The organism is Arthrobacter sp. B2060 (genome assembly GCF_059090445.1).
In genome coordinates, this window is record NZ_JBNHFR010000001.1 from 366,025 (window position 1) to 388,444 (window position 22,420).

Consider the following 22,420-nt stretch of genomic DNA (forward strand, 5'->3'; position numbering starts at 1 on the left):
TTTAGCCCAGGCTACCGGGCCGACCAGCCGCCGTCCATCGTGTAGCTTGCGCCGGTGACCATCCCGGCGTCGTCCGAAGCCAGCCACGCCACAAGGGAGGCAACTTCCTCAGGCTCCACGAGCCTTTTTATGGCGGACTCCGTCAGCATGACCTTGGCGAGGACTTCCGATTCCGGGATGCCGTGGACGCGGGCCTGGTCGGCAATCTGCTTCTCCACGAGCGGCGTGCGGACGTACCCGGGATTGATGCAGTTGGACGTGACGCCGTGCTCCCCGCCCTCCAGCGCGGTCACTTTGCTCAGCCCTTCCAGGCCGTGCTTCGCCGAGACATAGGCGCTCTTGAACGGCGAGGCCCGGATTCCGTGCACCGACGACAGGTTGATGACGCGGCCGAAACCGTTGGCGTACATGTGCGGAAGGGCCGCCCGCACCAGCAGGAAGGGCGCCTCAAGCATGAGGGTGAGGATGCGGCGGAAGGCTGCCGGCTCGAAGTCCTCGATGGGGCTGATGTGCTGGATACCGGCATTGTTGACCAGGATGTCGCAGTCCAGGCTGAGGGCCGCCAGGGCATCCACGTCCAGGAGGTCCACGGCCCAGGCCGTGCCGCCCAGCTCGTCGGCGAGGGCGGCAGCGCCCGCCTCGTCCACGTCCGCCACCACGACCTTGGCGCCACGGGCGGCGAGCTCCCGGGCACAGGCCGCGCCGATCCCACTGGCGCCGCCGGTCACCACGGCTTTGCGGCCGTTCAGGGTCTTTCCGCTCATGTTCTGCTCCTCAAAGTGTCCGCGCTGACACGTGCCGCCTCACGGCACTTTCGGTTCACCTGAGTATTGCTGCAGAGAGTTCCCGGCTCAATAGCTAATCCAGCACGTAATTCGTGCAAAATTGCAGATATGGAAGCCAACCCCGATGACCTGCTTGTGCTGCTCGCGGTGTCCCGCTCGGCGAAATTCACGACGGCGGCCCAGGTTCTGGGGCTGAACCACACCACCGTGTCACGCAGGATCGCTGCCCTGGAGAAGGCCCTCGGAGGGCGTGTGCTGTCCCGGGCAGCGGGCGGCTGGGAGCTGACCGAACTCGGCGCTCAGGCGGTCGTGGTTGCCGAACAGGTCGAAGCTGCGGTGCGCGCGCTGGGACCGTCGGGCCGGCCGCCCGACCCCGTGACCGGCGTCGTACGCATGACCGCGACGGACGGCTTCAGCGCCTACATCGCCGCGCCGGCAGTGGCGAAGCTGCGCCGGGACCATCCCGGCCTCAGCGTGGAAATCGTTACCGTCACGAGGCGGGCGCTGCAGCAGCGCTCCGGGCTCGACATCGAGGTGGTGGTGGGTGAGCCGCAGGTGCACCGAGCCGAGGCTTTCCGCCTCGGCGAGTACATGCTGGGCATGTACGCGTCCCGCTCCTACCTGGCGGAGAACGGATCTCCGGACACGGTGGAGGCCCTCACGGCGCACCCTCTCGTGTACTTCGTGGACTCCATGCTGCAGGTGGACGACCTCGATGCCCCGCGGCGCCTGGTCCCGGCGATGCGGGACGGGGTGACTTCCACCAACGTGTTCGTCCATGTGGAGGCAACGCGGGCGGGAGCCGGCATCGGGTTCCTGCCATGCTTTATGGCTGACCGGCATGATGACCTTGTGCGCCTCCTGCCCGGGCACGTTGCGGAGCGGCTCCCCTACTGGATGGTCCTGCGGCCGGACTCCATGCGGCGACCCGCCGTCGCGGCCGTGGTCCAGGCGGTGCGCGAAGAGGTGCGGGCAAACCGGGAGTCGCTGCTGGGGCGCGGAGGAAGCCCGTCCGCCGCTGAGTAACTTCTGTTTTGCGGGCTGAAAAGGGTGCTTACTCAGCAGCCGATGGCGCTGGAGGGTCGTGGCGGACCGTGGCCCCTGCGGCAAAGGCGCGGACCTTGGTGTCGTCCCAAATGTGGGCGGGGACGGCGCCTCCGAGGAGCCGGCGCGCCAGGCGGGGATCGTCGTCGAACGGCAGGTCGCTGCCGGCCATCACCATGTTGCCGTAGCGGCGTCCCTTGAGCATGGCGGGGTCAGCGACGATCACGGTGTGCTCAAAGGCGGCGGCGATGGCGGCGGCGTCCTCCCGCGCACTCTTGAGGTCGGGGCCGTCGCCCGAGTTCACGACATACACGCCGCCCGGCGCCAACACCCGTTTCACGTGGGCTGTGAACTCCGCGGTTGTCAGCGGCCGCGGCGTGAATGCACCTGCGAAGACGTCCCTGATGATGAAGTCGCGGGTGTCCGGCGTCAGCGTTTCGGTCACGGCCCGGGCTTCCCCTACACGAAGGCGCAACAGGGGTGCCTTGGGGAGGTCAAACCAGCCGCGGACGTATTCAGCGAGTTTCCCGTCCAGTTCGACCACTACCTGCCGCGCCTCCGGGTAGGCGGCGTGAAAGTAGCGGGCAAGGGAGCAGGCGCCGCCGCCCAGATGGAGGCCACGCAGCCTGGGCCGGGATTCAGGTGGCCAGCGCGATTCGATGAGGGCGGCCATCCAGCGCATGTACTCGAAGTCAAGGAAGAGGGGATCGGCGAGGTCGATGTGGGAACTCATCACACCATTGATGCGCAGCAGCCAGCCATTGGAATTGTCCTGGTCCGCGATCAGCTCGCAGTCCCCGGTGTCGATGTAGTAGACGCCCTCAACGGGTCCGTCCGGGCGGGGGCGCCTGGGTGCCTCCACGACTCCGCGGGAACCGGCATCCGCTGTCCGGCCACCGGCCTTGCCACGCCGTGCCATCAGTTTTCCGCCGCTTCCGTCATGCTTCAACCCTAGTTGAGTCCGTAAAAGGCTACGCCTCCGAAACCGCCGCGCCTTCGCCGTTGCGGATGCGCTGCACCATCGCCGTGGTCGAGCGCTCGGCCACATAGTCCAGGATGCAGACCCGCCCACCGTAGGCCTCTACAGCCCCTGTTTCGGCAAGCATCTCCGGCGTGTAGTCGCCGCCCTTGGCGTAGATTTCCGGACGGAGCTGTTCGATCAGGGGAATGGGGGTGGGAGTATCGAAGACAGTCACGTAGTCCACGCAGCTCAGTGCGGCGATGACGGCAGCACGGTCCGCCACGCTGTTGATGGGGCGGTCCGGCCCCTTGAGCCTGCGCACCGATTCATCACTGTTGAGCGCCACCACCAGGATGTCGCCCAACTGCTTGGCCTGGTTCAGGTAGCGGGTGTGGCCGCGGTGCAGCACGTCGAAACAGCCGTTGGTCAGGACAACCCGCTGGCCGTCGCTGCGGTGGCCACGGATATGCCGTTCCAACTCGTCCGCCGTCAGCGCCGTGTCCGCGAAGCTTTCCAGGTAGCGCCCCAGCTCGTCCGTGCCGCACACCGATGTCCCCGGATGGTGGACCACCACATCCGCCGCCGCCTGCGCCAAATCGAGGCTGGCTGTAAGCGGGAGGGAGGCGGCGCGGGCCAGGGTCAGGGCGGCCACGAACGTATCGCCGGCGCCGGAGGCCTGCTTCTCGGTGGTTGGCCGTGCCCAGGTCCGGTGGGAATTGCCATCCGCCGTCACCAGCACGGTGCCGTCGCGGTCCAGCGTGACCACCACCGCCCGGGCACCCGTGGCCCGCAACAGCTGCTGCCCGTTCCCGGTAACCACGGCGGCACGCTCGGCACCGCCGGCCAGGCGGAGGTCCAGCAGCCTGGCAGCCTCCTGCGCGTTGGGGGTGGCGAGGTCCGGTTTCGCACCCGCCCACGGACGGGGATCGTGGGCGTCCACCACCACCAACTGGTTCGGTCTGCGCCCTGCGAGGGCGCCAATGAGCCTGCCGCGGACAGGCCCGGCCAGCACTCCTGTCCCGTAATCACAGATGACGACGGCGTCCGGGCGTTCGACGGCGGCCGGCACCAAAGCGGCGAGCGCCGCCAGGGCGTCTTCCGGAATTTTTGCGGCGGCTTCGTCCAAGCGGAGCAGGACCTGTCCGCCGCTGCTGATCCGGATTTTCGTGGTGGTCACCAGGTCCGGGTCTTCCATCAGGAAGGTGGTGTCGACACCGGCAGCCTGCAGCTGGCGCTTGAGCTCCATGCCGGCGTCGTCGGTTCCGATGAGTCCGGCGGTGCTCACCCGGGCACCCAGGGAGGCCAGGTTCATGGCGGTGTTCGCTGCACCGCCCGGGGAGAATTCGCGGCGGTTGATGTCCACCACGGGGGCCGGAGCTTCACGGCACATCCTGTCGCTGGGCCCACTCCACCAGCCATCGAGAATCAGGTCGCCGACCACCAGGACGGCCGGGTGCTCCTCGGCAAGCCGCCGCGGCAGCCAAGCTGCCAGGCCGCGCTGCTCCGAAAGCGGCAGCCCGTCCCCACCAGGCAGGTTTCCGCCAGGCAGGTTTCCGCCAGGCCGGTTCTCCCCGGCCATCATTCCGCCGCGCCTTCCGCCGGTGCGCCGGTCCCGCCAGGGGCCGCCGCCATGTGCACCACCTTGACCCGGGTGAATTCGTCCAGGAGCTCCGGCCCATAGCCAAAGCCCTGCCCGCTTTCGCCGCGTGGCTGGGCGGAACCGCCGGGAGCGCCGCCGAACACGTTGTTGACCTTGACGGTTCCCACGGGAAGGGTTGCGATGGCCTGCTGGGCATGGGCGATGCTGCCCGTGAGGACCGTCGCGGCCAGCCCGTACCGGCCCGCGGCGGCCAGCTGCAGTCCTTCCTCAAAGCTCTCCACGATGCGCACCGGAGCGACTGGGCCAAACGTCTCCTCGGTCATGACCTCCATGCTGTCCGTGCAGTCAAGCAGGACCGTGGCGGGATAGAAAGCTCCGGGACCGTCGGGAACTGTCCCTCCCTCCAGCGCGCGCGCACCGAGCCGCAATGCCTCCGAGACATGCCGGTCAACGGTCTCCCGCAGACGAGTATCCACGAGCGGTGCGATCCCGTCCCGGTTGCGCGTTCGGGCCTGGGCCGCGAGGGCATCGCAGAACTGCTCCGCGACGGCCCGGTGGACATAGATGCGCTCCACCGAGGTGCAGATCTGGCCGCTGTTGCTGAACGCACCGATGGCTGCCTGTTCCGCGGCCCACGCGGGGTCCACATCCTCATCGACCAGCAGCGGATCATTGCCGCCGTTTTCCCGGATCACGTGGGCCCCGGCCAGCACGGCGGCCCGCGCAATGCGCGCGCCGCTGTCGCTGGACCCGACGTGCGCAAAAACATCTACGTTCATCTGCTGCGTGAGGAGCGAGCCGACGTCGGCCCCGCCTGTCAGGGTCTGCAGCACATCCGCAGGGAAGGCGGAAGCAAGCACCTCGCCGAGCCGTTCGCCGACGCCGGGGCAGCGCTCGCTCGGCTTATGGACGGCGGTGTTGCCCGTGACCAGCGCAGCGCCGATCAGTCCGCAGGCTACGGCGACGGGGTCGTTCCACGGCGTCAGCAGGACGGCAACGCCCCGCGGCTCCGCTACCGTGTAGTCGGCCGCCAGCATGTTGCCGCGAAGGCTGCGGCCGCGGTGCACCGGTCCGAGCTCGGCATACTGTTCCAGCGTGGCAACTCCGGCAGCCACCCCGGCCCGGGCCTCCTCCACCGGGCGGCCCGTCTCCCGCGCGTTGATCTCCTCCAGCTCCGCGGCAGCGCCGTCCAGGGCGGCAGCGGCGGCGTGCAGGAGCTTGCCCCGTTCCGCCGGCGGCGTGGCGGACCAGGCGGGCTGGGCGGCGCGGGCCGCCTCCATAGCCTGTGCCACGTCCTCCGGCCGGGCGGAAGCAAACCTTCCCACGAGCTCGCCCGTGCGGGGGTTCCTGATGGTCAGCTCGTCGTGTGCGGTTGTCTGGAAATCCTGGGTGGTGGTGTGCATGGGGCTCCTCGCTGTGCAGGCTGCTGGTCCCTGCGGCTCGGGGTTCGTGCGGCTCCGGGTTCGTGCCGTCTCCTGACCTGATCCGTACCCCGCAGTCGGTGCTTTACACGCCCCCGTCTTCACCAGTTTCGGTGCTGGCGGCCCATGAGTGTGGGGCCTTATGGTGGGCTGCACAGAAGCCGGTCACTCCGAGCTGATTCGTTCCGAAGCGAAAGGGGCTGACGCCATGGAGCACTTCAACGCCGATTTCGGCGGAGCACGCACAACTGGGTACGGCGTGGGCCCGGTACTGGAGAAATTCAGCGGAATCTCCCGGATCGCCGTACTGCGCGGCGGCGGCCTGGGCGACCTGATGTTCGCGCTGCCCGCCGTCGCTGCGCTCAAGGCCGCCTATCCCCAGGCCTCCCTCACGCTGTTGGGCACGCCCATCCACGCGGAGCTGCTGTCGGAGACTGAAGGGCCAGTGGACGAGACCGTGATTCTGCCGTTCTCGGAGGGAGTCCGGCCGGGCGCCGAGGACGAGCGGGAGCTGGCGGAATTCTTCGCCGCCATGCAGGCCAGGCATTTCGACCTCGCCGTCCAGCTGCACGGCGGCGGACGCTACTCCAACCCGTTCCTGCTCCGGCTCGGGGCGCGCCATACCGTCGGAACCAGGACTCCGGACGCCGCGCGGCTGGAGCGGAGCGTGCCCTACCTGTACTACCAACATGAACCGCTGCGGGCTCTTGAGGTGGCGGGGTTCGCGGGGGCGCCGCCCCTTGAGCTGGAGGCCCGGCTCCGTGCCCTGCCGGAGTTCAGCCAGCAGCTCGCACCGAGGCTGCACAGGTCATCCCAGGTTCCGGGGGCGCAGGTTCCCGGGGCCCAGGGCACCGTGGTGATCCATCCCGGCGCCACCGATCCACGCCGGCGCTGGCCGGCAGAACGATTCGCGGCGGTCGCGCGAAATGCGGTCGACGACGGCTTCCGGGTTCTGGTGATCGGTGACCACAGCGAAAAGGAACTGGCCGAAGCGGTGGTGGAGCTCGCCGTCGGCCGCCTCCAGCCAGCCGGTCAGGCAATCGGTCAGGCAGCCGGCACCGGCGGGCACGGGACAGCACCGCAGGTGGAGTCGCTGGCCGGCAAGCTCAGTCTGGGCGAGCTCGCGGCACTTCTTGCGGGCTGCAGCGTTATGGTGGCGAACGACAGCGGTCCGCGGCACCTGGCCCAAGCACTGGGCACACCGACGGTGGGCGTGTTCTGGACCGGCAACGCCATCAACGCCGCACCGCTGGGACGCAGCCTGCACCGGATCCACCTCGGCTGGGCCACGCAGTGCCCAGTCTGCGGGGTCGATCTCACGCAGGTGGGCTGGACCGCCCCGCGGTGCCCGCACGATGAGTCCACGGTGGAGGCGGTCGCCCCCGAGGCGGTCTACGAGGACGTCCGCCAGCTCACGGCCATGAACCTTCCTCCTCGTGGCAGATGAGCATTTCCCTGATTTCGCAGCCCGTGGGCTGGGACAGCACGAACAGGATGGCCTGGGCAACGTTCGCGGGGTCGTTGAGGCGGGAGTCGTCCTGCGGCTTGTACTGCTCGGCCCGGTCGTCGAAGAACCGGGTCTTCATGCCGCCCGGAATCATCGTGGTCACGCCGATCTCGCCTCCCGTCTCGGCGGCCAGGGAATGGCTGAAGCCCACCACCCCAAACTTCGAAGCGCAGTAGGCCGACGCCTCAGGAAGTGCGCGCTTGCCCAGCGTGGACGCGATGGTCACCACCCTGCCGTGGGATTCCTTCAGGTAGGGCAGCGCCGCGCGGACCACCGACACCGTCCCCATGAGGTTGACCCCGATGACGCGTTCCCATTCGTCCGCGGCCACATCCTCGAGCTTCCCGCAGCGGTCTATTCCGGCAGCGGTGACCACGGCATCCAGGCCCCCCAGCGTTTCGGCGGACTGCCGGACGGCCTCGCTGACCGCAGCGCGGTCCGAGACATCGACCTCGAAGGCCTTCGCAGCGGCGACGTTCCGGATGTCCCGGTCCAGCACCACAGGAGTTCCGCCCGCCTTCAGGACGGCATCCACGACGGCGGCCCCCAGACCGGAGGCTCCGCCGGTGACCAGCACCCGGCCTGGCCGGAAAGTCGATTCGTTCATGGTGTTCCTTTCGTTCGGGTCTGTTTCAGCTGACCTTCGCCAGCGCATCTGCCAGGACCGACGTGGATCGGGCCTGGTGAAAAGGCACCGTCACGCACCGGCCGCCCCAGCTCTCCACGAGGCCTGCTTCGGGAAGCTGTGACGCCTGATAATCTCCGCCCTTCACCCAGACGTCCGGGCGCAGCTCATCCAGGCAGGCCTCGGGAGTGTCCTCCTCGAAGATCATCACGGCGTCCACGCACTCGAGGGCAAGGAGAAGCTCGGCCCTGTCCTGCTGGCTGACGATGGGTCGCTGTTCTCCCTTGATCCTGCGCACGGACTCGTCCGAGTTCAGGCACACGATCAGGCAGTCGCCGAGGTCCCGGGCCGCCGCCAGCGTCCGGGCGTGGCCGGCATGGAGCAGGTCGAAGCATCCCCCGGTGGCCACCACGGTTCCGCCGTTGGCGCGAATCCTCCGGGCCAGTCCCTGGGCGTCCTCGTCACGCCGATGCCGCCAGATTGGCCGATGGCGGTCCGGCAGGGAAGACACTCCACCGGCGCCCAGGAACTCGGCCGCCTCGTGGATGGCGAGTTCCACCGCGTCCTCGACCCCGCGGCCCTCGGCCAGGTGCACCGCCAGGCTGGCAGCGAGCCGGTCTCCGGCACCACACGGATCGCTGACGGCCGTCGGAGGTGCCGGTATTGTCCGAGGCAGGCGGTCCCGCCGTCCCAGCAGGAGTCCGCCCCGCTCCCCCATGGTCACCAGCACGGCCTTGCACTGCCATCGGTCGAGCAGCACGTTGCCCGCTTCTTCGATTTCCGCGGGTGTCTCCGCCACCATGCCCGCGGCTTTGGCGGCCTCGGCCAGATTCGGCGTGGCCACGGCAACCCCCGGCACGGGAACAGCGCCGGCGGGGTGCGGGTCCCACACGATGGGAACGTCGTCCGCCAGGGTCGTGAGAAGGGACCGGATCTCCGCGTTGGCCGCCAGGCCGCGTCCATAATCGGCAATGACAATAACCTCTGACTGCTCAATGGCTTTGAGCATGCCGGCCGTCGCCCCGGGAACCTCCGGCCGGCTGCAGTCCTCGTCCACTCGGACCACAGGGTGGCTGCCGGCCCGGACCCGGGTCTTCACCGGCGTCCTGGCCCCGGAGGGCCCGGCCACAACCCGGACACCGCCGAGCGCGCCCTCCAGTTCCAGGGACGCGTCGTCGTCCGAAAGCACCGTCACCAGGGTGACGCGGTGCCCGTCCCTGGCCAGCATCCGGGCCACCAGCCCCGCGCCGCCCGCGCGCCGCCGAACTTCGGCGACGTCCACCACAGGGACCGGAGCGTCAGGGCACAGCCGCGTTGCTTCGCCGGCAAGGTCCACATCCAGCAGCACGTCACCCACTACCGTGATCCTCATCCGTGATCGTCCTCCGACCCGGCGGCCGTCCGGTCCTTCCGGGCGATCTCGGCCTCGAAGGACCGACACATGGCGTGCAGGGCGATGAGATGACCCTCCTGCGCGTTGGCTGATAGGGCGTCAATCACCACGGCATCGTCGCAGCACGAGGCCAGCGGATTCGGAGCAGGTCCCGTGAGTGCCCAGGTGGTCACATTGAGCCGGGCGGCTGCCTCAGCGGCGCGGAGCAGATTGGGGCTTTTTCCGCTGGTGGAAAGCAGCAGGAGGATGTCGCCGGACCGCCCGTGCGCACGCACCTGGCGGGCGAACAGCTCCGCGTAACCGTAGTCGTTGGCGATGGCGGTAACTGCTGAACTCTCTGCATGCAGCGAGATCGCGGAGAAAGGCACCCGCTCGCCGTCGAACTTTCCCACCAGCTCGGCAGTCAGGTGCTGGGCCTCGGCAGCCGAGCCGCCGTTCCCGGCTGCCAGCAACCGCTGGCCACCGAGCAGCCGGTGTGCCAGCTCCACGCCCCAGGCCGCCAGCCGGTCTGCCTGGTTCTCCAGCGACCGCAGCGCGGGAAGGACATTTTCCAGATGGATGCGCACTGCCTCGCGGGAAGCCGCGGAGTCGGCAAAGTCCGGATCGGGCCGGTCCGCCCGGTGCTCAAACGCAGCGGGGCGGGCCTCCAGCGGGTGCAGGGGCGGAAGCACAGCTTCCTGCAAGGACCATTCCGTTGTCACAGTGCCGCTCCTTCCATCGGTTCCAGACTGGCGGCGTCTGCGGCTCCCGCGATGGCCAGCTGGTACGCCTTTTCGGTTTCCGCCGCGACCCGGCTCCAGGAATAGCGGGCCTTCGCCCGCCGCTCGCCGGCCCGGCCAAGCTTGGTACGAAGTTCGGGGCTGGCCAGCAGGGTTGCCAAAGCGTCAGCAATGGCCTCGGGATCCTTGGGCGGCACATGCAGGCCTGTTCCGTGATCGACGACGCTGTCCGTCAGACCGCCGACCGCTGCGGCGACCACAGGGATTCCGCACGCCATGGCCTCCAGCGGAACGATCCCGAAAGGCTCATACCAGGGCGTGCACGCAACAGCGTCGGCGCTGCGGAAAATCCCGGGCATGGCGTCGCGCGGCACCTGTCCGCGGAGCTCCACCTGGTCCGCCACACCAAGGTCCCGTGCCAGATCCAAAAGCCGGTGCGCCTCGGGATCGTGTCCGTCTTCCGCGCCGCCACCGCCAACGATCAGCAGCTCGACGTCGTCGAACCCGGCATCCCGGAGGTGCACGAGTGCGCGGATCACGAGATCCACACCCTTGCGCGGGACCAGGCGGCCCACGGACAGGATGCGGTGGGAACGGGTCCTGGGATCAGCCGGTCCCGCACCGGAGAACAGTTCCAGGTCCACACCGCACGGGGCGATGGACACCTTTCCCGTGTCAATCCCCATCGACTTCAGCTCGAAAACCTCGTCCGAGCAGGTGGCGATGATGCGGTCCGCCGACCGTCCCACCGACGGTTCGAGGAAGCGGCGCTCGGCCGGACTCGTGTCGTCCGCGCCCTGATGCCGCCGTTTGACCGTGCCAAGGGCGTGGAATGTCTGCACCACCGGAACACGGTACCCGGCGGGTTGGCGGCGTCCGGCGTCCAGGGCGGCCATGCCGGACATCCAAAAGTGGCCGTGGACGACGTCCGGCGGGGAGTTCCCCCAGTCCCGGACCACACCGTCGGCGAGCGCGCCCATGAACGGCAGCAGTTCGTCCTTCGGCACGTGCGAAGCGGGACCGGCATCGATGTGAACCACCTCGAGCCCGGGCTGCACCCGCACCTTCGCGGGCAAGTCCGGCGAGTCGCGCCTGGTATAGACAGTGACGCGGTGGCCGCGCCTGGCCAGGGCAATGGACAGTGCGGCCACGTGGACGTTTTGCCCTCCCGCATCCACTCCGCCAAGCGCTGCCAATGGACTGGCGTGTTCTGAAATCATTGAGATTCTCAATGGGTATTCCTTTCTCGCGCCGGCGTTAAGGGCTCGGTTCCGGGCCCCATCGATGTTCCGTTCCCCTCCGAAGTTTCCTGCCCCGTCAGAAGCCCCTGCACCGCATTCCCCCTCCGGGGCGGCAGCGGACGGGGCCGGGCCCGGAGCTCTGCCAACAGCGTGTCCCAGTCGGCCAGGAAGCGGTCGAGCCCATAGCGCTCCAGCACAGCCTCCCGGGCTGCCTTTCCCCGGCGGCGCGCCTCTTCGGGGTCGTTGATGAGGAGTTCGGCGCACCGGCGCAGCTCGTGCACGTCCGTTGAGATCCCTCCGGCGTCAGCAGGCACCGCCCGCGCAGCCTCGGTAGTGGCCAGGGCGAGGACGGGCATACCCAGGTGCATCGCTTCCAGCAGCGCGAGTCCCAGCGAGGTCCACCGCAGCGGGTGAAGGTAGACCCTGCAGCGGGCCAGTTCCCGGTGGAGCTCTGCGCTTTTCAGGTCACCGCGGATCCTCAGCCTGGCCGGTCCGAGCCCGGTGCTGGCATGAAGGTCGTCGCCGCCCATCCCGAAGACCTGGAGCGGGGCGGCCGCTGCGAAGCCGGGCAGCAGGTCCGTTCCGGTCACTCTCCCCCGGCGGACCGGTTCGTTCACCACCACGCCCAGCTCCGGAATCTCCCCGGTGTAAAGGTAGCCGGGGTCGGGGATTCCATGTTCGATCACGGTGGTCGGCGCCTGGCCGTTATCCCAAAAAAGCTGGTTGAAATGGGTCACGTGGACCACCGGAATCTCGTGCTGGCCGGCGAGCGGATGCACCGTGAAGGGGACATCGCCCTTGGGCGTGTTGTGCTCGACGTACACGGCAGGCAGGTCGACGCCGGGGCGCCGCCCCAACATCCGGGCGAGTTCGGCTGCTTCCGCGGGGCGCTGCAGGACGACGGCGTCAATGCTGTCCGCGTCGAGCGTCGCCAGCGAGATTTCGTGGACTGACGCCGGCCAGTTCCGGCCGGCGCGGCCCAGGCCCCAGGGGCCGCCGTCGGGCAGGACCGGCAGGAGGTATTCGTGCCGGCCCCGGACGAACGCGTCCGTCCACGACCCATGCACGTGCCAGAGGAGAATTCTCATTGCCTGCGCACCTTTCTCCGCGTGTTGAGCGAGGAAACCCCGCTGATCAGCCGCTCCACGGCGTCCACCACCTGCTCGGGCGATACTGAGCCCAGGCACGGATGCCCGGGAACGGGGCAAATCCGGGCGCGGGTCAGGCGGCACGGTGCATTTTGGTCACCGAGCAGTTCCAGCGGGACGCCGTAGGGCGCCCAGCGGACGGCCGGGACTACCGGTGAAAACAGGCTCACCACCGGGGTCCCGACGGCGGCCGCCAGGTGGGCAGGTCCGGTATTGCCGGAGACCACCGCCTCCGCGTTTGCCAAGACTCCGGAGAGGGTCTTCAAGTCCGTCTGCCCGCCAAGATCAATACCGGACGGGCCGGCCACGGTGGCAGTGAGCTCTGTTTCTCCGGGTCCCCCGGTCACTACCACCCGGTGGCCGTTGCCCTCCAGCAGTTCCACGGCGGCAGCGTGATGCAGCGGAGGCCAGGCCCGTGCCGGAACCGTCGCCCCCGGGTGCACCACCACGTAAGGCCCCTCACCCACCAGATGCTTTACGTCGGGCGGGTCCTTGACCATGAGTTTTCCGTCGTCGCCTGTCTTGAGCCGGAAGCCTGCTGCCCGGGCGATGCCCAGCGCGCGGACGGCTTCCGGCTGGTCTTCGGGGAAGTCCTCGCCCGGCTTAAGCCGGACGTCCAGAAGCGATCCGGCGTAGTCGGTGGACGCACCGGTAATGCGCCCCACGCCTGCCAGCCGCAGGAGCAGCGCCAAAGGGAGCGGGGACTGGTGGAAGGACGTGAGGATGACGGCTTCGGTGATCCGGGAGTTGCGGACAAAGGTCACGAAGGTGTCCAGGTGCGGTCCGGTCATGGGCGGCGCGGGGTTGGAGATCCACGGGCTGTCCCAGGCGAAAACGTCCGAAACATGCGGCAGCAACGACGCCGCGGCCTGCCCTTGCGGCCCGCAGAGCACCACGATGTCATTGGGGCTGCCGCCGTCGGCCCTCTTGCCGTTTGCCACGGCCCTGACGGCAGGGCCGGCGAGCAGGACATCGCCCACGCTGTCCAGGCGGGCCACCAGTATCCTGCTCATACCGGTCCCCGGAGGAGCAGCGCGACTGCCTGCTCCAGGTCGGCTGCGACCTCACCGGCAGCAGCAACCTCCTCGTCCCGCGTCAGCGGTGTGGGTACCAGGACGCCCCTGGCTCCGGCGGCCCGCGCAGCCTCCATGTCGCTGCCGATGTCGCCGATGAAGGCCGCTTCCGATGCATCGATGCCCAGCCGGCTGCAGGCACTGCGGATCATCCCGGGGGCGGGTTTGCGGCAGACGCAGCCATCCCCGTCTCCGTGCGGGCACACTTCCCAGACGTCAAAGGGGCCGAGCAGCTCCTCCACCCTTGCGTTGACGCTCTCGACCTCGCCAGGGGTCAGGATGCCCCGGGCAATACCCGACTGGTTGCTAAGGACGCCCGTCGCCAGTCCCCGGCTGCGCAGTTCGTCAAGGACTTTTCGCGCGCCGGGGAACGGCCTGACCTTCCGGGGATCCCCGTTGTAGGGCACGTCCACGACCAGGGTGCCGTCCCGGTCGAACAGCACAGCCCTGAGCTGAGAAGCGTGCAGAGAAGCGTTGCTTGCCATACACGCTTCGTTCCCCCTCCGGCGAAGCCTAAACAACCGGCCGCCTACTTCTTCGGACTAGACTCCTCGTCAGGCAGCCCGAACGGGCGTGCCTTCAGCTCGAGGAGGCCAGTCAGTGGAAGCATCGAATGGCAATCAGGAACAGCCTGTCCTGCTGGTTCTCCGCGCCTTAAAGCTCGGCGACCTGCTGGTCGCGGTGCCGGCACTCCGTGCACTGCGACGCGCGTACCCGGACCACCGGCTGCTCTACGCGGCCCAAGGCTGGCTGGCGGAAGCCCTGGAGCTGGTGGGCGGGTACGAACTGCTCCCCACCCACGGTCTGGACGTTCCGATTCCTATCGAACCCGGCCGGGTGGACGTGGCGGTGAACCTCCACGGCAGCGGACCGGAAAGCGACGACCGGCTGGCTGAAATCAAGCCGCGTACCATCGTTGGCCACCATGCCGACGGCAGGCCTGGCCCTGTCTGGATCAAGGACATCCATGAACGAGAGCGCTGGACCCGCCTGCTGCAGTGGCATGGCATCGAGGCCGAACCTGCTGACTACCGGCTGCTCCCTCCTGGGGTTCCCAGTCCCTGCCCCGGCGCCACCGTGCTTCACGTGGGTGCAGCCTATGGCAGCCGTCTGTGGCCTGCTGAGAGGTTCGCCGACGTGGCCCGGACGCTGGCTGCCGACGGGCACAATGTAGTCTTCACGGGAAGCACGGCGGAGCGGCCACGGGCGCTTGATGTTGCCCGCCTGTCCGGCCTTGGCGAGAACCACGTCCTGGCCGGCACATTGGGGCTGACGGAATTCGTGGCGGCGGTGGCAGAGGCGAGACTGGTTGTCTCGGCCGACACGGGCGCGGCGCATCTTGCCTCGGCGTATTCACGGCCCTCGGTCGTACTGTTCGGACCCGCCCCAGTGGAAGTATGGGGGCCACCGCCGGGACCGCACGTCGTGCTCACCGATGCTCAAGCCCGACGGGGCGACACTTTCGCTGCCACACCCGACCCGGCACTTCTGGCTGTTTCAGTGGAGGACGTGCTCACTGCGGTCCGCGGCCTCCCGCTGACCTGATCTTCCTCAGCCAGGAGCCGGTGCTGCAGCCGGACAAGGATGCGGGACAGGCGACGCGACACCTGCATCTGCGAAATCCCGAACCGATGGCCCAGTTCGGTTTGCGTCTCTTCGCAGAAATAGCGCCGGTAGAGCATTTCCCGGTCGTCAGGGTCCAGCTCCTGGATTGCCTCATTCAGGCAGACCAGCTCTTCCAGGCGTTCTATGGCCATGTCGGGGGAAACCAGGACATCTGCCATCGGCGGTCCGCCCCAGGGATCTGCGTTGTCGAGCGAATCGGGATGCATGCTGCTCCCCGCAGCCATGGCTTCCCTCAGTTCATCAGCCGACACACGCATCTCAGCTGCCAACTCCTGATCGGTGGGGACCCTGCCCAGGGATTGCGTCAGGTCCGGTGCCGTGCGCAACAGTTGGGTCCGCACGTCCTGCACCCTGCGCGGCGGCCGGACTGTCCAGCAGCGGTCCCTGAGGAACCGCTTCAGCTCGCCGCTGATCGTGGGGGCGGCGTAGGCGGGGAAGCTCTCCCCCTTTTTCTCATCGAACCCCCTGGCCGCCTTGACCAGCCCAAGGTAGGCGACTTGGACCAGGTCCGCCCGGTCCCTGCCGCGTGTGGCGAAGCGCGCTGCGAGGGACTCCGCCAGGTCGAGGTAGCTCAGGACAAGTTGATTCTGGAAGGCCTCATGGAGGCGACCCGCCTGCTGGGCCGGACGCCTGGAACGGCGCACGTCGGGCCCGTGGCAGGTGCCCTCGAACAAGGGGTCACCATTCCGGGCGCTATCCACGGTGGTATGGGGAGGATTCTCTGGCATTGTCGGGGATTCCTTCGATGTGGATCTCAAGAAAGCCTGCGGCAAGACTTAGTGGTAGGAAAACATAAGCGTGCTTATTACACAATGCCTCCCAGGCGATAGGCTCAGGAAAGCATCAGGCATACGGCGGGCGGACCATAGCCATGCCGCCGGTACCGGTCCAACGCAACCACGGAGGATATGACATGCGAATCGCCATTACAGGAGCGAGCGGAAACGCGGGCACGGCCCTGCTGCGCAGATTGCAGCAGGAGCCCGACGGCGGACCGGAAGTGGTGGGCATCAGCCGCCGGATGCCGGACACTTCACGGGCCCCCTATGCCGGGGTCGAGTGGCACGCCGCGGACGTCGGCCTGGACAGCGACCAGGCCGGCATCCGCGCGGCCTTCGCCGGAGTTGACGCGGTGGTGCATTTGGCATGGCAGGTCCAGCCGAACCGGGACCTTGCCGTGCTGCACCGGACGAATGTCACGGGCACTGCCAACGTGCTGGCTGCAGCAAAGGAAGCGGGAGTCGGGCACGTGGTGTGCGCCTCCTCTGTCGGCGCCTACAGCAAGGCGGACAAGAATCGGCGGGTGGACGAGGGCTGGCCCGCCAGAGGCATGGCCGGCTCGCACTACAGCCGGGACAAGGCCGAGCAGGAGGCGCTCCTGGACCGGTTCGCCTGGGACAATCCTTCCGTCACCGTGGCAAGGCTGCGGCCGGGGCTGATTTTTCAGCGTGACGCCGGAAGTGAGGTCGGACGGTATTTCCTTGGCATGGTCCATCCCCGGCTCGTGCCGCGCCGCCCTGCGCTGCCCATCCTGCCTATTCCGGACGAGTTTGTCTTCCAGGCCGTGCACGCGGACGACGTGGCAGACGCCTACTGGCGTGTCATTCAGCGCAAGGCGGCCGGGGCGTTCAACGTCGCAGCCGAGCCGGTTGTCACCCCACAGAACCTGGCCCGCCTCTTCCATGCGCGGCGGGTGCTGCCCATTCCCGTGCGGTTCCTGCACGCTTTCGTGGACGCCACATGGCGCCTCCGGCTGCAGCAGACGGATTCAGGCTGGGTCGAGATGGCCGCCGGCGCGCCCATCATGGAAACGGCGCGCGCCCGCACGGAACTCGGCTGGGAGCCCAGGACGTCATCCTTGGATGCCATCCAGGAAGTGATCGAGGGCATGGGGGCAGGGGCCGGTGTACCCCTGTCCCCGCCGCTGAAGCCGCGGCACACACTAAAGCCGCGGCGCAGGCTGCGGGGACAGCACTAGACGGGCACCGCCCCCGACGGTGCTCATGGTTTCACCAGCGCGGGTGGATTCACCCAGCTGGATTCACCAGCGCGGGGCGCCTGCAGCCCGTCACTCCCGCGGAGTGTTCCGTCGTGCATCGGTTGGGCCAGGCTCGGCACCGGAGTCCGTGCGCGTGTCGCTGGCCGGATTGCGGTCGCTTGCCGGGCTGCGTGAGGCGTCGACCCTCTGGTCGGGATCGATCGCAGCCCCTGGCCGCCGGCTGCCGTCGTCCTCCACATCCGGGTCCAGCGCGTTCGCCTTGGTCATATGCTTCTCCGAGTCGCCGCGCAGGCCCTCCGCCTCGGACTGGCGCTGCTCCGCCTCCTGGCGAAGCCGTGCAGCCTCGACCTGCGCCTGCTCCGCGTCCGACTTCGCCCGAAGCGCCCGGGCCTCGTTCTCCCGGGCCTCGAGTTCCGTGTTCTCCGCTTCCCTGCGGATTTCCGCAGCGTGCTGACGGTTCGCTTCATCGCGCTTTTGCCTAAACGCTTCCTTGCGCTTGCGGCTCGTCATGAGCAGCACAACGATCAGTGCCACGACGACGATTCCAACAACGATCCATACCCAGACGGTTGTATCCACTGAGGATCCACCTCTCTCCATATCCAGCGCGATCCGGCCAACGCGCGGAAGCAAACGCAGCTCCAACGCCCGGCCGGTTGAACTAACGGCAATCGGGGTACTTACTATCTAATAGTAATCATGCTTACTATTTTATGGCGAGTAACTCCGGCTGTAATCGGCAGCCCACCTTCTTTGAAAGAGAGCGATGATGACAGAGAACCAATGGTCGCAGGGCGGGAGTGAACCACAGACTGCTGCCTCGCAACGCTCGAAATCACCGGACCCGGCTTCCTCGAAGGGCGACCCCGGCCAAGAGGATGCCGGCAAAGAGGAGGCAGCCCGGCAGGCACCGGACTCGACCGTCGCTGCAGTGCCGCCGCCCCGGGTGGATCTTCCAGGGCCTGAGACCGCCTCCGGAAGCTACGTCCCACCGGCGGGTGCAGCCGTTCCGCCGCCGCCTGTGGACCTCCCCGGCCCTGATGCCACCACAGCCGGGCTCGGTGGGTCCACTTCCTCGCCCGAGGCCACCCCTGCCACCAAGCCCCCCAGCCCTTTGGACTCGCCCCAACTCGTAGAGGACACCGAGTCCCCGACACACATTGCGAACGATCCGCTGGCAGGAAAAGAAGTCGCGGACGATCCGATGGGCAGTGACCCGCTCACGCGCGATCGATCGAATCCCCGTTAGGCGCACGGTGGGCAGGTTGCCGCAGGCCGCATGGCAAGAACAACAGCCTGGAGCAACCTCCGCACCGCCTAATCCCCCTTGACCGCAGGCAGCTCCACTGCAAACAGCATGAGTCGTTTGCCAGCCTGCACGTGCCCGAAAGGATGGTCCCATGGCCACCAAGGAAGCCCCGGAATCCAGTACGGCGAAGTCGTCCACGGCGCCCGCCCCAGACGACGAACGCAAGCCCGACAGCCCCACGGACGTCACCAAGCCTTCCTGGAAGTACATTGCCAAGAAGACACTGCGCGAGTTTTCGAAAGACCAGTGCCCGGACGTCGCCGCAGGCCTCACCTACTATGCCGTCCTCTCGCTGTTCCCGGCGCTGCTCGCCCTGGTTTCGCTGCTGGGAATCTTTGGCGACGCGCAAAAGACGACGACGGCGCTTTTGGATATCGCCCAGGGCATCGCACCGGGTTCCACCATCGACACAATCCGTGAGCCCATCCAGGAACTGACCTCGTCGCCGGCAGCAGGGTTCACCCTTGTCATCGGCCTGGCAACTGCCCTCTGGTCCGCGTCCGGTTACGTAAACGCCTTTGGCCGGGGCATGAACCGGATCTACGAAATCGACGAGGGCCGCGGCTTCGTCAAGCTCCGTGGCACAATGCTCGGCGTGACGCTGCTGTCGGTGGTGATCGTCGCGCTGCTCGCGGCCATGCTGGTGATCAGCGGGCCGGTGGCGGAAGCGGTAGGCGGGGTCCTCGGCCTCGGCGGCGCGTTCCTGACCGTGTGGAACATTGCCAAATGGCCGGTCATCATCCTGCTGGTCGTCGTGGTCATCGCGATCCTGTACTACGCCACCCCCAACGTCAAACAGCCGAAGATCCGGTGGATGAGCATTGGCTCCTTCATTGCACTCCTGGCATTCGTGCTGGCCTCACTGGGCTTTGCCTTCTATGTGGCCAACTTCGGCAACTACAACAAGACCTACGGGGCCATCGGCGGCGTGATCGTCATGCTCCTGTGGCTGTGGATCCTGAACATGTCCCTGCTTTTCGGCGCTGAGTTCGACGCTGAAATGGAACGCGGACGGCAACTCCAGGCCGGCATTGAGGCGGAAGAGACCATCCAGTTGCCGCCCCGGGACACGAAGAAGAGCGACAAACTGCAGGAGAAGGAAGAAGAAGACATCCGGCACGGACGCGAACTCCGCGAACAGCACAGCCGCGAGCAGAAGGACCAGGACCGCGCCGACTCCCAGTGAGCCGGCACCCAGTGAGAAAGCGGCCGCCGCTAAGCGCAACGCAGCGCGGCGGCGGCCTCCACTCCGAGGGTGCGCAGTTGGGTGCCGATCCGGCGGCCGAAGGTCACCACGCGTGTTCGCCCTTTAGGGTCAGCGCACCGAGTTCCGCGTCGTCGCGCGCCGCATGGTGCTGACGGACGTAAAGCGACAGGTCCGCCATGCATTTTCCGTACCGGTCGTCGAAGGCCAGCGGTCCCGGTCCGAGGTTCTGGCTTACAAGCAGCTGAACGCGGTCGACGGCGGCGGCGACAGTTCCGCGGACCCGGAGCGCCTCGCTCCATGCACCGTCCCCCTGCCCGCCTCCGCTTTCTGGCTCTCCTTGCGCTGCCTCCGCATGCGGGAGCTCTGCTGTCGGGATCTCTACCTGCGCCGCCGGCGCGTCAACGCTTCCCAGCCGGCCGCCGTCGATCAGTTCAGCCGCGCGGGCGAGGTACTGGGAGGTGGAGGTGAGGATCCTGTCTACCTCGCCGAGGCTGGCGATGGCCACCTGGTCGGGCTCCCGTTGGGAATGCGCGCCCCGAATGAGTGCAGCCTTGAAGTACCGCCCGAGCGCAACGGCACCGCCCAGCCAGCACGCTGCCACCCCCATGCCGCCCCATGCGAATCCCGGGCGCTGAAAATACCAGCCATCGCCGCCGAGCGGCGCCGCCGCCACACGGTCGAAATGGACCGTCCCGCTAGGGATTTCCCGCAGGCCCCGGCTGGTCCATTCGGGGTCGGTGCAGGTTACGCCGGCATCCCTGAGGTCGATGGCAAAGGCGCCCCGCCCTCCCGTTGCGGTGTGCGCGGTGACCACCGCGTGATCCACGAACTGGGCCAGCGAGCACCATGGCTTGGACCCGGTGAGCTGCACTCCCCCGGGCTGGGGTCCGGGTTGCGCTGTCAGGCGGGTGCCGGGTCCCTCAGCAGCGAAGACCGCCCAGGTTCCGGTGAAGGAGTCTGCCATTCCGGCCTGCGAAAGTATGGCGCCGGCGTCAAGGTGCGGTTCAAGGATGCGTCCGGCAGCCACGTCGATGGAGGCGACAGACGCCAGCAGTTCCCAAAGCCGTGCGGTGCCCCCGCCTCCCGGCTTTGGCGCGGATTTCCCGGCCTCGTTGGCGGCAGCGAGCAGCGCGGGGACGTCCTCCACTGCGGCCGCGACTGCCTCGAGCGTCGGGTCAAGGTCTGCGAGCTGTTCCGGCGTAGAGCTGATTTGGACCGCCTGCCATCGGCGGCGCGGCGGGTTCACGGCGACTCAGTCTTCCGCGGGCACAGTCACAGAAGCCGACGCCGCCATGATTTCCGCGTTGACCATCCACGCCAGCTGCTCCAGGCGTGAGATGGCGGCATGCAGCAAGTCAGCGCTCGTTGGGTCCTCCTCGTCCACTTCGTCGTGGACGTCCCGTATGGTCTTCACGGTCTGCTCCAGCCGGGCGGTGATGAGTTTGACCGTGTCCTTGGTGGTTGTGAGCCCGCCGGGGAAGTCCTCCAGCCGCGTGCCGGCTGACACCGTTGCGCTGCGGCCATCCGGAAGGCTGTGGAGCGCGCGCATGCGCTCCGCCGTCTGATCCGCAAGCAGCCGGGCACTGGCGATGATCTCATCCAGCTGGAGATGCAGGTCCCGGAAGTTGGTGCCTACCAGATTCCAGTGTGCCTGCTTCCCCTGCAGATGAAGTTCGATCAGATCGGTGAGCACCATTTGAAGGTTGCCGGCCAGTGTCTGGGACGCTTTCATTTCTTCCTCCGCTGCTGTTGACGGGTCCTGGCCGAGTACGGCCGGTCAAGCTGATACCCAGCATACTTACCTTCTGTGGTCTACGCCCTGACTCCACTATTCCCCCGATGGCCAGGCCACCGTGGCCTGCACCTTGTCCAGCGGAACGCTGCCGTACGCCCGTGAATCGATGGAGCCGGACCGGTTGTCGCCAAGCACAAAGACATGGCCTGCAGGGACCGTGACGGGCCCGAAGTACGTGCCGTCGATACGGCTGTGGTCGACTCCAGGCTCGGCCTGCGGTGTCCCGTCCACTACCAGGACGGAGTCTTCGATGGCCACAGACTGGCCCTGGAATGCGATGGCGCGTTTGAGCGTCGGGCGTCCGTCCTCGGGGCTGCTGAACACCACCAGGTCCCCGGCTCTCAGTCCACCCAAGAGGGGACCGGGCTTGTACAGCAGGACAGTGCTTCCCCGGGGAACCGCCGGCTCCATGCTTTCGGAACTGACGGTCATCGGCTCAAGGACCCACAAGCGTGTGGCGAGCAGGCCCGTCGCCAGAACTGCCGCCGTCGTGGTTTTTCGGCTCCAAACGTGCCGCCCGAACTTTCCGCCCGCGGTGTCGGGCCGAGCTGCCCGGTGACGGGCTAGCCGTCCCACGGGGTTGGTCCTGCCTCGGATAGCGCCGCCTTGGACATTGCTGTCTGGGACATTGCCGTAGGCACGGGGCGCCGTCGGGAAGCGGACATGGCTGTGTCTCCTTTCGAAGGACTGCCATGAGCATGTTCGGCCGTTCTTGGAAAAAACTGGGGTTGCGGGGCACATGGGCGGGCGTCCCCGGACCCACCCCCAATTGAGCCCCCTCAAATCGATGGTTTAACTGGGGGACATCGATGCCTTAACTGGGGGGACAGGGTTTGCCGGCCATTCCAATGCAGGGTCCCCCGCCACTGGCTCCTAGGCGTTACCCGTGCCCGAGGCCCGGGAATTTCATAGGTATCGGCAGGAAATCTGGTGATGTCCCGACCGGCGGATGGCCGCCACCGGAAGA

22 protein-coding genes are annotated in these 22,420 nt (G+C 67.7%); 6 read left to right on the plus strand and 16 right to left on the minus strand.

The features are described 5' to 3' along the window. Window positions 1–11: 11 nt before the first annotated feature. Entirely contained in the window at window positions 12–764 is a 753-nt protein-coding gene (locus AC5RUM_RS01780; protein WP_494033317.1) for a 3-hydroxybutyrate dehydrogenase, read from the minus strand. Between the two features lie 129 nt (window positions 765–893). Between AC5RUM_RS01780 and AC5RUM_RS01785 the strand changes: the two genes are divergently transcribed. Further along, window positions 894–1,811, plus strand: a complete 918-nt coding sequence (locus AC5RUM_RS01785) for a LysR family transcriptional regulator (RefSeq protein WP_494033318.1) — start codon at window positions 894–896, stop codon at window positions 1,809–1,811. Window positions 1,812–1,839: 28 nt separating this feature from the next. Here the strand turns inward: AC5RUM_RS01785 and AC5RUM_RS01790 are convergent, their stop codons facing one another. The 3 genes from AC5RUM_RS01790 to AC5RUM_RS01800 are packed head-to-tail and all read right to left on the minus strand — an operon-like array spanning window position 1,840 to window position 5,793. Then, the gene (locus AC5RUM_RS01790; protein ID WP_494033319.1) at window positions 1,840–2,748 is read right to left on the minus strand and encodes a spermidine synthase; all 909 of its coding nucleotides are present in this window, start codon (window positions 2,746–2,748) and stop codon (window positions 1,840–1,842) included. Between the two features lie 52 nt (window positions 2,749–2,800). Then, window positions 2,801–4,369: a D-glycero-beta-D-manno-heptose 1-phosphate adenylyltransferase gene (rfaE2, locus tag AC5RUM_RS01795; protein WP_494033865.1), complete on the minus strand. Its 1,569-nt coding sequence runs from the start codon at window positions 4,367–4,369 to the stop codon at window positions 2,801–2,803. Further along, window positions 4,369–5,793, minus strand: a complete 1,425-nt coding sequence (locus AC5RUM_RS01800; protein WP_494033320.1) for an aldehyde dehydrogenase family protein — start codon at window positions 5,791–5,793, stop codon at window positions 4,369–4,371. The genes rfaE2 (AC5RUM_RS01795) and AC5RUM_RS01800 overlap by 1 nt, the downstream gene beginning before the upstream one ends. A gap of 226 nt (window positions 5,794–6,019) precedes the next feature. Here AC5RUM_RS01800 and AC5RUM_RS01805 point away from each other — a divergent pair, with 226 nt between their 5' ends. Next, the gene (locus AC5RUM_RS01805) at window positions 6,020–7,258 is read left to right on the plus strand and encodes a glycosyltransferase family 9 protein (protein ID WP_494033321.1); all 1,239 of its coding nucleotides are present in this window, start codon (window positions 6,020–6,022) and stop codon (window positions 7,256–7,258) included. Here the strand turns inward: AC5RUM_RS01805 and AC5RUM_RS01810 are convergent. The 7 genes from AC5RUM_RS01810 to AC5RUM_RS01840 are packed head-to-tail and all read right to left on the minus strand — an operon-like array spanning window position 7,224 to window position 14,002. Then, complete coding sequence (locus AC5RUM_RS01810) at window positions 7,224–7,925, minus strand: SDR family oxidoreductase (RefSeq protein ID WP_494033322.1); 702 nt, start codon at window positions 7,923–7,925, stop codon at window positions 7,224–7,226. The genes AC5RUM_RS01805 and AC5RUM_RS01810 overlap by 35 nt on opposite strands. A 25-nt stretch (window positions 7,926–7,950) precedes the next feature. Then, complete coding sequence (gene rfaE2, locus AC5RUM_RS01815; RefSeq protein ID WP_494033323.1) at window positions 7,951–9,315, minus strand: D-glycero-beta-D-manno-heptose 1-phosphate adenylyltransferase; 1,365 nt, start codon at window positions 9,313–9,315, stop codon at window positions 7,951–7,953. After that, window positions 9,312–10,037, minus strand: coding sequence for a D-sedoheptulose-7-phosphate isomerase (locus AC5RUM_RS01820; RefSeq protein ID WP_494033324.1), 726 nt, complete (start codon window positions 10,035–10,037; stop codon window positions 9,312–9,314). The genes rfaE2 (AC5RUM_RS01815) and AC5RUM_RS01820 overlap by 4 nt, the downstream gene beginning before the upstream one ends. Next, window positions 10,034–11,287, minus strand: coding sequence for a glycosyltransferase (locus AC5RUM_RS01825; RefSeq protein WP_494033325.1), 1,254 nt, complete (start codon window positions 11,285–11,287; stop codon window positions 10,034–10,036). Before AC5RUM_RS01825 ends, AC5RUM_RS01820 begins: the two co-directional genes overlap by 4 nt. After that, window positions 11,284–12,384, minus strand: coding sequence for a glycosyltransferase family 4 protein (locus AC5RUM_RS01830; protein WP_494033326.1), 1,101 nt, complete (start codon window positions 12,382–12,384; stop codon window positions 11,284–11,286). Before AC5RUM_RS01830 ends, AC5RUM_RS01825 begins: the two co-directional genes overlap by 4 nt. Further along, a complete protein-coding gene (locus tag AC5RUM_RS01835; RefSeq protein ID WP_494033327.1) occupies window positions 12,381–13,457 on the minus strand; it encodes a glycosyltransferase family 9 protein in 1,077 nt (358 codons plus the stop codon). Before AC5RUM_RS01835 ends, AC5RUM_RS01830 begins: the two co-directional genes overlap by 4 nt. After that, window positions 13,454–14,002, minus strand: coding sequence for a D-glycero-alpha-D-manno-heptose-1,7-bisphosphate 7-phosphatase (locus AC5RUM_RS01840; protein ID WP_494033328.1), 549 nt, complete (start codon window positions 14,000–14,002; stop codon window positions 13,454–13,456). Before AC5RUM_RS01840 ends, AC5RUM_RS01835 begins: the two co-directional genes overlap by 4 nt. Window positions 14,003–14,117: 115 nt before the next feature. Between AC5RUM_RS01840 and AC5RUM_RS01845 the strand changes: the two genes are divergently transcribed. Further along, complete coding sequence (locus tag AC5RUM_RS01845) at window positions 14,118–15,062, plus strand: glycosyltransferase family 9 protein (protein ID WP_494033329.1); 945 nt, start codon at window positions 14,118–14,120, stop codon at window positions 15,060–15,062. Here the strand turns inward: AC5RUM_RS01845 and AC5RUM_RS01850 are convergent. Then, window positions 14,957–15,871 carry a sigma-70 family RNA polymerase sigma factor gene (locus tag AC5RUM_RS01850; protein WP_494033330.1) on the minus strand — a complete coding sequence of 305 codons (915 nt, stop codon included), beginning with the start codon at window positions 15,869–15,871 and terminating at the stop codon, window positions 14,957–14,959. The genes AC5RUM_RS01845 and AC5RUM_RS01850 overlap by 106 nt on opposite strands. A 185-nt stretch (window positions 15,872–16,056) precedes the next feature. On the opposite strand from AC5RUM_RS01850, the gene AC5RUM_RS01855 reads away from it, so the two are divergent. Continuing rightward, on the plus strand, window positions 16,057–17,121 hold the full coding sequence (locus AC5RUM_RS01855) for an NAD-dependent epimerase/dehydratase family protein (protein ID WP_494033331.1): 1,065 nt from the start codon (window positions 16,057–16,059) through the stop codon (window positions 17,119–17,121). 90 nt (window positions 17,122–17,211) lie between these two features. Here the strand turns inward: AC5RUM_RS01855 and AC5RUM_RS01860 are convergent, their stop codons facing one another. Then, complete coding sequence (locus AC5RUM_RS01860; RefSeq protein ID WP_494033332.1) at window positions 17,212–17,721, minus strand: hypothetical protein; 510 nt, start codon at window positions 17,719–17,721, stop codon at window positions 17,212–17,214. Between the two features lie 190 nt (window positions 17,722–17,911). Between AC5RUM_RS01860 and AC5RUM_RS01865 the strand changes: the two genes are divergently transcribed. Both AC5RUM_RS01865 and AC5RUM_RS01870 read left to right on the plus strand, forming a co-directional pair. Then, window positions 17,912–18,391: a hypothetical protein gene (locus AC5RUM_RS01865; RefSeq protein ID WP_494033333.1), complete on the plus strand. Its 480-nt coding sequence runs from the start codon at window positions 17,912–17,914 to the stop codon at window positions 18,389–18,391. Window positions 18,392–18,542: 151 nt separating this feature from the next. Beyond that, window positions 18,543–19,637: a YihY/virulence factor BrkB family protein gene (locus AC5RUM_RS01870; RefSeq protein ID WP_494033334.1), complete on the plus strand. Its 1,095-nt coding sequence runs from the start codon at window positions 18,543–18,545 to the stop codon at window positions 19,635–19,637. A gap of 103 nt (window positions 19,638–19,740) precedes the next feature. Here the strand turns inward: AC5RUM_RS01870 and AC5RUM_RS01875 are convergent, their stop codons facing one another. The 3 genes from AC5RUM_RS01875 to lepB form a co-directional block, all read right to left on the minus strand. Then, the gene (locus AC5RUM_RS01875; RefSeq protein ID WP_494033335.1) at window positions 19,741–20,904 is read right to left on the minus strand and encodes an acyl-CoA dehydrogenase family protein; all 1,164 of its coding nucleotides are present in this window, start codon (window positions 20,902–20,904) and stop codon (window positions 19,741–19,743) included. Between the two features lie 6 nt (window positions 20,905–20,910). After that, the gene (locus AC5RUM_RS01880; protein ID WP_494033336.1) at window positions 20,911–21,390 is read right to left on the minus strand and encodes a Dps family protein; all 480 of its coding nucleotides are present in this window, start codon (window positions 21,388–21,390) and stop codon (window positions 20,911–20,913) included. A gap of 96 nt (window positions 21,391–21,486) precedes the next feature. After that, the gene (gene lepB, locus AC5RUM_RS01885; RefSeq protein WP_494033337.1) at window positions 21,487–22,029 is read right to left on the minus strand and encodes a signal peptidase I; all 543 of its coding nucleotides are present in this window, start codon (window positions 22,027–22,029) and stop codon (window positions 21,487–21,489) included. Window positions 22,030–22,420 lie beyond the last annotated feature (391 nt).

What these genes read in the sequence shown, in the direction of transcription:
- AC5RUM_RS01780 (WP_494033317.1), bottom strand. Translation starts at nt 764, where the DNA reads ATGAGCGGAAAGACCCTGAACGGCCGCAAAGCCGTGGTGACCGGCGGC.
- AC5RUM_RS01785 (WP_494033318.1), top strand. Translation starts at nt 894, where the DNA reads ATGGAAGCCAACCCCGATGACCTGCTTGTGCTGCTCGCGGTGTCCCGC.
- AC5RUM_RS01790 (WP_494033319.1), bottom strand. Translation starts at nt 2,748, where the DNA reads ATGGCACGGCGTGGCAAGGCCGGTGGCCGGACAGCGGATGCCGGTTCC.
- rfaE2 (WP_494033865.1), bottom strand. Translation starts at nt 4,369, where the DNA reads ATGGCCGGGGAGAACCGGCCTGGCGGAAACCTGCCTGGCGGAAACCTG.
- AC5RUM_RS01800 (WP_494033320.1), bottom strand. Translation starts at nt 5,793, where the DNA reads ATGCACACCACCACCCAGGATTTCCAGACAACCGCACACGACGAGCTG.
- AC5RUM_RS01805 (WP_494033321.1), top strand. Translation starts at nt 6,020, where the DNA reads ATGGAGCACTTCAACGCCGATTTCGGCGGAGCACGCACAACTGGGTAC.
- AC5RUM_RS01810 (WP_494033322.1), bottom strand. Translation starts at nt 7,925, where the DNA reads ATGAACGAATCGACTTTCCGGCCAGGCCGGGTGCTGGTCACCGGCGGA.
- rfaE2 (WP_494033323.1), bottom strand. Translation starts at nt 9,315, where the DNA reads ATGAGGATCACGGTAGTGGGTGACGTGCTGCTGGATGTGGACCTTGCC.
- AC5RUM_RS01830 (WP_494033326.1), bottom strand. Translation starts at nt 12,384, where the DNA reads ATGAGAATTCTCCTCTGGCACGTGCATGGGTCGTGGACGGACGCGTTC.
- AC5RUM_RS01835 (WP_494033327.1), bottom strand. Translation starts at nt 13,457, where the DNA reads ATGAGCAGGATACTGGTGGCCCGCCTGGACAGCGTGGGCGATGTCCTG.
- AC5RUM_RS01840 (WP_494033328.1), bottom strand. Translation starts at nt 14,002, where the DNA reads ATGGCAAGCAACGCTTCTCTGCACGCTTCTCAGCTCAGGGCTGTGCTG.
- AC5RUM_RS01850 (WP_494033330.1), bottom strand. Translation starts at nt 15,871, where the DNA reads ATGCCAGAGAATCCTCCCCATACCACCGTGGATAGCGCCCGGAATGGT.
- AC5RUM_RS01855 (WP_494033331.1), top strand. Translation starts at nt 16,057, where the DNA reads ATGCGAATCGCCATTACAGGAGCGAGCGGAAACGCGGGCACGGCCCTG.
- AC5RUM_RS01865 (WP_494033333.1), top strand. Translation starts at nt 17,912, where the DNA reads ATGACAGAGAACCAATGGTCGCAGGGCGGGAGTGAACCACAGACTGCT.
- AC5RUM_RS01870 (WP_494033334.1), top strand. Translation starts at nt 18,543, where the DNA reads ATGGCCACCAAGGAAGCCCCGGAATCCAGTACGGCGAAGTCGTCCACG.
- AC5RUM_RS01880 (WP_494033336.1), bottom strand. Translation starts at nt 21,390, where the DNA reads ATGAAAGCGTCCCAGACACTGGCCGGCAACCTTCAAATGGTGCTCACC.